Consider the following 592-nt stretch of genomic DNA (forward strand, 5'->3'; position numbering starts at 1 on the left):
TCCGCTCAATAATATTAATACCGAAATTGCAGCTCGTATCAGTCCGACGTTGTTGGATTTAGGTGTCGCGGTGGTGTCTGGTATTGCCGGTGCTTATGCGCATGCTCGTGCTGAAGTGGCCAAAAGTCTGGCCGGTGTGGCGATTGCGGTGGCCTTGGTGCCGCCATTAGCTGTTGCCGGTATTGGTCTGGGGTGGCTCGACTTTACCGTGTTTTTCGGGGCATTTCTGTTATATCTGACCAACCTGGTGGGCATTATTCTGGCGGCGTTAATTACCTTTATGGTTCTGGGATATAATCCATTCCATCGCGCTAAACGTGGTTTGATGCTGACCCTGGTCATGGTCGCCATTCTGGCTATTCCACTGGCCATTGGTTTTGAGAGAATGGTGGCGGAAAACAATGTGTTACGTCAGCTGGATGGTCAGGAAATAGCAGGGGTCAAGCTGGTGGATGTCAATGTCAGACCACGAGATCCACTCATTATCAGTTTGACGATGGTATCGAAAACCGCAGTGGATGATGCGGTAATGGATGAAGTGAAACAGGAAATTGAACGCCGTTTACAGCAGCCGGTTGTATTGGAAATTGCC

General features: G+C 49.7%; 1 protein-coding gene. It reads left to right on the forward strand.

Annotation, left to right across the window (positions count from 1 at the left end; genetic code table 11):
• Positions 1-592, forward strand: a 592-nt coding sequence (locus B3O33_RS08670) for a DUF389 domain-containing protein (protein WP_292363426.1), incomplete at both ends; no start/stop codon positions are given.

This window comes from Methylophaga sp. UBA1464, assembly GCF_002325665.1.
GTDB lineage: Bacteria > Pseudomonadota > Gammaproteobacteria > Nitrosococcales > Methylophagaceae > Methylophaga.